Origin of the sequence: Streptomyces katrae (genome assembly GCF_000966975.1) — a bacterium.
GTDB classification, from domain to species: domain Bacteria; phylum Actinomycetota; class Actinomycetes; order Streptomycetales; family Streptomycetaceae; genus Streptomyces; species Streptomyces katrae.
In genome coordinates, this window is sequence record NZ_JZWV01001599.1 from 1 (window position 1) to 1,893 (window position 1,893).

General features: G+C 75.2%; 1 protein-coding gene and 1 pseudogene. Both read right to left on the reverse strand.

Annotated elements, in window-relative coordinates; translation table 11 throughout:
- Positions 1-150: pseudogene (locus VR44_RS48150) on the reverse strand (phosphotransferase family protein); the annotation flags it as partial.
- A 28-nt stretch (positions 151-178) separates the two neighbouring features.
- Positions 179-1,312, reverse strand: coding sequence for an Rv3169 family protein (locus VR44_RS39530; protein ID WP_045952530.1), 1,134 nt, complete (start codon positions 1,310-1,312; stop codon positions 179-181).
- Positions 1,313-1,893: the final 581 nt, after the last annotated feature.

Here is a 1,893-nt window from a genome sequence, read left to right on the forward strand (position 1 = left end):
GAGCAGGGTCTCGCTGGACATGCCGTTGGAGCCCGGTACGGAGGTGCCGGTGACCCGGGCGCCGGGGAGCCGGCGGTCGAGCCAGGCCGTGAGGCGGCGGCCGAGTTCCTCGGGCTCGCGGGTGGAGGTGCGGGGGCGTGGTGCCGTCATGGGGTGCTCCTCTCCGGATCGGGGCTGGTCAGGGGGCTACCGAGGTGTAGTCGGCGAAGCCGCTGGGGTCGTGGCGGCCGAAGCTGCCGTGTTCGAAGATCCCGAATCCGGTGCGGCCGTCGAGGGTGAAGCGGGCCGAGTGGTCGGTGACCCCGAAGGCGGCCATGGGGTGGGCCGCGGGGTCGGAGAGGTCGTAGGCGCGGCGGTCGGTCCAGCCGCGGCCCTGCCAGCTGCCGTGCTGCCAGTCGGCGGCGGGCGGGTAGCCGGCTCCGACGGCGAGCGGGGAGGAGTTCAGGATCTCCACGCCGAGTTCGAGGGGCTTGCGGGAGGGGTCGGTGAGGTGGACGACGGCCCGCTCGGGGTGGCGGCTGCCGGGGCGGTAGCGGATCTCGGTGTGGGGCCAGCCCAGCTGGACGTCGTGGCGGCCGCTGTCCTCGGGGAACACCTGGACCGCCTCGTTCAGGGTGCGGTGCCCGTCGGCGTCCTCCTGGGCGATGACCATGACGAAGCGATCCTCGAAGCGGACGGGGACCCAGAGCCAGTGGAAGCCCTCGGGGCGCATCTCCTCGGCGGCGCGGCCGCCGTCCTCGCCGGGTATCGGGCGCACCCCCCAGCTGCGGTCGCGGGTGCCGGTCCACTCCCCCGGGGTGAGGGTGAACTCCTCGCCGCGGGCCCGGACGGTACCGGTGACGTTGCCCGCCTGGACGAAGCGGCGGCCCTCCAGCATGAGGCGGTCGCCACGCCGCTGGATGTGGTGGGGTTCCCAGACGGCGGGGAACTCGGCGGTCCAGGTGATGTCGTACGAGAGCCCGCTCGGGTCCTCGGGGTCGGGGTCGCAGCGCAGGGTGAGGCGCTTGAGCGGGGCGTCGACGATGATCGACAGGGGGCCGACGGAGAGGTTCATCCGGTCGTCGGTGAGGGCGTCGGAGGCGCGGACGGCGAGGAGCTCGTCGCCGAGGCGCAGGGTGGCGTAGGCGTCGATGACGCCGGTGTTGGGGTAGACACCGAGGCCGAGGATGAGGACGGCGCGGCCGGCGTGGTCGAAGACGTGGAAGATGCAGCGGTCGTAGGCGTTGCGGTCGCCCGTGACCAGGTGCTTCATCGAGAGCGGGGCCTGGTGGACGGGGTACTCGTCGAGGGGCACGGGCCGGTCGGCGGGCATGGCGAACCTCCTGGGCGCGCGGACGGCCGGCGCGGCGCCGGCCGAGCGGATATGACGGTACGTCAGATCTCGTGTGCGCGACCAGAGTTGTGGCACACCCTGACAGCCCGGCATTCCTGGCCAGGGCCGCGTGACCGGTGCCTCGCGGCGCACCCGGAGGGGGCGCGCGGGGCCCGGGGCCGCGCGCGTGGGAAGGGTCGAACGGATGGGCGCGGGCGGGGAGGGGTTACCCGCGCGTCGGGTCCCGCGTTGGCCGTGCATGACCACCCTCGAGACGCCCGCTCCGAGAGCGGGACGCAGGCGGCGGCCCACTCCACCGGGCTCCGAAGAATCGGTTCAGCAGTCCGTCGCGGCCTCCGTGCACGGGCAGCCCCGGCCGGGGTCGCACGGGTACCGGGGCCAGCCCGACCTACGGCGGCTGAACCGGTGCGCCGGCCCCCCTCGGCGGGGGCGGCTCGCGGAAGGCCGGGGCGCGAGGCGGGCCCGGCCGCCGGGGCCTGCCGCGGGCAGGAGGCAGGCCAGCCCGCAGGTGCGCGTTGGCGGCCGGGGGCCCGACGGTGGCCGGAGGCCCGACGGTGGCT

Coding starts and splice junctions, on each gene's coding strand:
- VR44_RS39530 (WP_045952530.1), bottom strand. CDS start 1,312: ATGCCCGCCGACCGGCCCGTGCCCCTCGACGAGTACCCCGTCCACCAG.